This is a genomic window from Streptomyces phytophilus, from assembly GCF_013870535.1.
In the GTDB taxonomy this organism is placed as follows: domain Bacteria; phylum Actinomycetota; class Actinomycetes; order Streptomycetales; family Streptomycetaceae; genus Streptomyces; species Streptomyces phytophilus.
Genome location: NZ_JACBXC010000418.1, coordinates 1 through 4,666, shown reverse-complemented (window position 1 = coordinate 4,666; position 4,666 = coordinate 1). Strand labels below are relative to the sequence as shown.

Genomic DNA, 4,666 nt, shown 5'->3' with positions numbered 1-4,666 from the left:
TCCCACGCGCCGGTGTGCGGGCCGACGTCGCGCAGCATGCGCAGCGCGTACTGCAGCAGGCCGAGCATCTCGTCGGCGGTCTGGAAGCGGTCGTCGGGCTCCTTGGCCAGCGCGCGCATCACCAGGCCGTCCAGCTCCGGCGGCGCGTCCTCGCTGATCTGGGACGGCGGCACGGCGTTGTCCTGCGCGTGCTGGTAGACCACGGCCAGCGGCGTCTCGCCGATGAACGGCGGGCGGCCGGTCAGCAGCTCGTACAGCAGGCAGCCGACGGCGTAGAGGTCGGAGCGGGTGTCGACGGCCCGGCCGAGCGCCTGCTCGGGGGAGAGGTACTGCGGCGTGCCCATGACCATGCCGGTCTGCGTCATGGTGGAGGCCGCGCCGTGCAGCGCGCGGGCGATGCCGAAGTCCATCACCTTCACCGCGCCGGTGGTGGTGATGATGACGTTCGCGGGCTTGATGTCGCGGTGGACGATGCTGTGCTGGTGGCTGTACGCCAGCGCCTCCAGCACCCCCGAGATGATCAGCAGGGCCTGGTCGGGCGGCGGGATCTCGGCGCCGGTCAGCAGCTCCTTGATCGTCCGGCCCTCGACCAGCTCCATGACGATGTACGGCACGGTGGCGCCGGCGACCTGGTCCTCACCCGAGTCGTACACCGCGACGACCGCGTGGTGGTTCAGGCCCGCGACCGACTGCGCCTCGCGCGTGAAGCGGGCCTTGGAGACCGGATCCTCGGCGAGGTCGCTGCGCAGCAGCTTGACCGCCACCTCGCGGCCGAGGCGCACGTCCTCCGCGGCGAAGACCTCGGCCATGCCGCCGCGGCCGAGGCGGCGCGTCAGCCGGTAGCGCCCGTCCCCGACGAGCCCGCCGACGCCCCAGTTCTCCGGAGAGTCAGCCATACCGCCGCGGCCCGGCCCGTTCGCCGACGGCTCCTCGGGGGGCTCCGTCTGTGACATCAGTTCCTCGCGGTGGTTCGGTCTCGTCGTCGTCTCGTCGTTGTTCCGTCGTCCGTCCGGTACGAGGCACGCTACCTCCTGCCCCCGACACCGGATCCCACTGAACGGAACATGCAACCGGGTCCGGGGGTCCGTACGCAAATCCCGGACGCGCCCGGTGATGGGAGGGGTACGCCGCGGTACCGAGGGGGCGGGCGGGCGGAGAGCGGCGGCAGGAGGCGGGCGCGAGTGGTGGGTAAAGGGGGTGCAAAGGGACGGTGCAAGGGTGCAGGTGGTCACGGAACGGGCAAGCCGCTTGACCTCTCCTCTGCCTGAGGCAGACTTTCAGCATCAAGCAGGCACCCGGGGGAGAATCCAGCATGACCGAGTACGGCGGCCAGGACGACTACGCCGGTCGATCCGTGGGGGGCGGCCGCTACCAGCTCCTCGACCTGCTGGGCACAGGCGGCATGGCCTCCGTCCACCTCGCCCACGACACCGTCCTCGACCGCCAGGTCGCGGTGAAGACGCTCCACACCGAGCTGGGCCGGGAGGACTCCTTCCGCGAGCGGTTCCGCCGCGAGGCCCAGGCCGTCGCCCGGCTGTCCCACTCGAACGTCGTCTCCGTCTTCGACACCGGCGAGGACCGCTTCGCGGGCGACGGCGGCGGGCCCGTGCCGTACATCGTCATGGAGTACGTCGAGGGCCGCCCGCTGCGCGCGGTGCTCGACGAGGACGTGGCGCGGTTCGGCGCGATGCCGACGGAGAAGGCGCTGCGGATCGTCTCCGACGTGCTCGCCGCGCTCGACGCCAGCCACGAGATGGGTCTCGTCCACCGCGACATCAAGCCGGGCAACGTCATGATGACGCGCCGCGAGCAGGTCAAGGTGATGGACTTCGGCATCGCCCGCGCCGTGCAGTCCGGCGTCACGTCGATGACGCAGACGGGCATGGTCGTCGGCACCCCGCAGTACCTCTCGCCGGAACAGGCCCTGGGCCGCGGCGTCGACGCCCGCTCCGACCTGTATTCGGTGGGGGTGATGCTCTTCGAGCTGCTGACCGGCCGGCTGCCGTTCGACGCGGACTCGCCGCTGGCCATCGCCTACGCGCACGTACAGGAGCAGCCGCCGGCGCCGTCGTCCATCAACATGACGGTGCCGCCGGTCGTCGACGCGCTGGTGGCGCGGGCGCTGGCGAAGAACCCCGACGAGCGGTTCGCGAGCGCCGAGCAGATGCGCGAGGAGGTGCGCCGGGCGGGCGGCATGACGCCGCCGGGCGCGATGCCGTCCGTCGTCGCCGGCGCGCACGTGCGCGACTCCGGCGCGGGCGTCGGCTCGGCGGTGTTCCCGCCGGTCAACCCGTACCAGTCGCCGCCGCCCGGCGCCGCCACCCCGTACCAGCCCATGCAGCAGCAGGGCTTCGGCCCGGCGCAGCCGCAGCACGGGCAGCCGGGGCAAGGCGGGCCGCAGCACAGCGGGTACGCCACGCCCCAGCCGTACTCGCTCAGCCCGCAGGGCGCGCCTGGCGGGGGCGGCGGTGCCGGGGGCGGCGGGAACCGGAACGTCGCGGTCATCGCGCTGACCGTCGTCATCGCCATCGTGGTGATCGCGGCGACGGCCATCGTCCTCGCGCTCAACGGCGGCGACGACGGCGAGCCCGAGGCCAAGCAGACCGGCCAGACCCAGCAGACGGACCCGAACACCGACCCGAGCACCGACCCGACCGGCGACTCCGGCGACGACGGCGGGGGCGACGACGGCGGCAACGGCGAGGACGTCATGAAGCCGCCGGACCGGACCCGCACGATCGACAAGACGCGCTGCACCGAACCGTTGACCGACCCCAAGAACGACGAGCTGGTCAGGGTGCCGGACTTCACGTTCAAGGACTACCAGTCGGTGCGCGAGTGCCTGCGCGCGGCGCAGTGGTCGTACGAGGTCGACGAGGAGCCCGACGCGCTGTGGGGCAAGGACACGGTCCTGGAGCAGAACTTCGACGAGTACGACGACTACTTCGACCCGTCGAAGGACAAGTTGGAGCTGGTCATCGCGACGGGGTACTCGAAGTAGGGGTTCCCCGCCGCCTGTCCCGCGCAGGACTCCGGGCCGGTTCGTACCGTGATACGAACCGGCCCGGTGCCGTGCGGTGTGGGTGAGGGCGCGGCGGGCGTGAGGCAGGCGTCAGAGGTACGGGCCGCCGGTGCGGCCGTGCTCCGGGCCCATCTCGCCCGGCTCGTCGCCGCCGAGGCTGCCGGCGGGCAGCGCCCGGCGCATCTGCTCCAACTGCGCCCGCGCGGCCATCTGCTGCGCGAACAGCGTGGTCTGGATGCCGTGGAAGAGCCCTTCGAGCCAGCCGACCAACTGCGCCTGCGCGATGCGCAGCTCCGCCTCCGTGGGCACGGTCTCGTCGGTGAACGGCAGCGTCAGCCGCTCCAGCTCGTCGATCAGGTCGGGGGCGAGACCGTCCTCCAGCTCCTTCACGGAACTGGAGTGGATCTCCTTCAGCCGGGCGCGACTCGCCTCGTCGAGGGGCGCGGCGCGCACCTCCTCCAGCAACTGCTTGATCATGCTGCCGATGCGCATGACCTTCGCCGGCTGCTCGACCTTGTCGGTCAGCGGGATCTCGCGGCCCTCCTCGTCCGCCCCGCCCTCGCCCGGCGCGACGGTCCCGCGAGCCATGCCGTCGGGTCCGACCACCACCACCTGGGGGGTCTCTGGCGGGCGCTCGTTGCTCGGAGTATTCATGCGTCCATTGTCGCGCACCCACCCGAGGCAGGGGCTATCGGGATCTTGGGCCGCGGGGGCGGATCGCGTCGGGCGGGGGTGCGGTGCTGGTCGGAGGGCCGGGGGGCGCGCCGGGCGGTTTCCGCTCATCGGCGGTTCGGGCGCGGAGGTCCAGCATGTGGAAGACCTTGTCGTAGCGGCGCTCCCCGACGGCCACGAAACCGGGGAGCCTGCCGTACTCCGTGAAGCCCAGCGAGCGGTAGAGGCGCAGCGCGGAGTCGTTGTCGCCGCGGGCGTCGAGCGTCAGGACCTCGATGCCGGCGGCCCGCGCGTCGGCGACCAGCGCCGCCGCCAGCGCCCGGCCGACGCCGCGGCCGTGCGCGTCGGCGGCGACCGCGAGCTTCTCCAGATCGGCGTGGGGGCGGTGGGTCGGTCGGGCGTAGCGGAGCCAGTAGCCGAGGCCGAGGAGCCGGTCGCCGAGGTACGCGGCGCGCAGGGCGGCGTCGCCGGCGCGGGCGGCGGCGCACACGTCGTCGAGGAGCGCGGCCACCTCGGCGGGGGACGGCGGGTCGACCCAGCCGAGCGCGGCACCGTCGCGGACGAGGGCGGCGAGGATGCGGTGGGCGTCGGCGGGAAAGCGGGCGGGCAGATCGGGGGCGGCGAGGAGGGTGGGGGCGGGTGCGGTTTCCCGGGGTGCGGTGGTTCGGGGTGCGGTGGTTCGGGGTGCGTGCGCGGGAGCTGTGCCCGGGGCGTCGCCGGGGTTCGCCGGGTCCATGCGGGCAGCGTAGCCGCGGGCTCCGGCCGCTGGTCAGCGGCGGCGGAGGCGGAGGGCGAAGTACCCCAGGCCGAGGCCCGTCAGGGCCATGCCCGTGCCGAGGGGCAGTACGCGGTCGGCGGTGCCGGAGTCGCGCCGCGGGACGCGGTTGGTCGCGTCGGCCTGGGCGTCCGGGACGAAGGTGAGGCTCTGCGCCGGGTCCGGGGTGTGGTCGGTGCCGGGTACGGGGGCGTTGC

4 protein-coding genes and 1 pseudogene are annotated in these 4,666 nt (G+C 73.3%); 1 reads left to right on the top strand and 4 read right to left on the bottom strand.

Annotated elements, in window-relative coordinates:
- Positions 1-953 (bottom strand): protein kinase domain-containing protein (locus tag H5J30_RS18260; RefSeq protein WP_181788480.1); only part of this gene is annotated, 953 nt, incomplete at its 3' end.
- 359 nt (positions 954-1,312) lie between these two features.
- On the opposite strand from H5J30_RS18260, the gene H5J30_RS18255 reads away from it, so the two are divergent.
- Positions 1,313-3,001 (top strand): protein kinase domain-containing protein, encoded by a 1,689-nt coding sequence (locus tag H5J30_RS18255; RefSeq protein ID WP_181788479.1) that lies wholly within the window; start codon positions 1,313-1,315, stop codon positions 2,999-3,001.
- A 111-nt stretch (positions 3,002-3,112) separates the two neighbouring features.
- Here the strand turns inward: H5J30_RS18255 and H5J30_RS18250 are convergent, their stop codons facing one another.
- The 3 genes and pseudogenes from H5J30_RS18250 to H5J30_RS18240 form a co-directional block, all read right to left on the bottom strand.
- Positions 3,113-3,676 (bottom strand): bacterial proteasome activator family protein, encoded by a 564-nt coding sequence (locus H5J30_RS18250; RefSeq protein WP_181788478.1) that lies wholly within the window; start codon positions 3,674-3,676, stop codon positions 3,113-3,115.
- Between the two features lie 34 nt (positions 3,677-3,710).
- Positions 3,711-4,430 carry a GNAT family N-acetyltransferase gene (locus H5J30_RS18245; RefSeq protein ID WP_258563389.1) on the bottom strand — a complete coding sequence of 240 codons (720 nt, stop codon included), beginning with the start codon at positions 4,428-4,430 and terminating at the stop codon, positions 3,711-3,713.
- A gap of 33 nt (positions 4,431-4,463) precedes the next feature.
- Positions 4,464-4,666 (bottom strand): annotated as a pseudogene (locus H5J30_RS18240) (hypothetical protein); the annotation flags it as partial.

What these genes read in the sequence shown, in the direction of transcription:
- H5J30_RS18255 (WP_181788479.1), top strand. Translation starts at nt 1,313, where the DNA reads ATGACCGAGTACGGCGGCCAGGACGACTACGCCGGTCGATCCGTGGGG.
- H5J30_RS18250 (WP_181788478.1), bottom strand. Translation starts at nt 3,676, where the DNA reads ATGAATACTCCGAGCAACGAGCGCCCGCCAGAGACCCCCCAGGTGGTG.
- H5J30_RS18245 (WP_258563389.1), bottom strand. Translation starts at nt 4,430, where the DNA reads ATGGACCCGGCGAACCCCGGCGACGCCCCGGGCACAGCTCCCGCGCAC.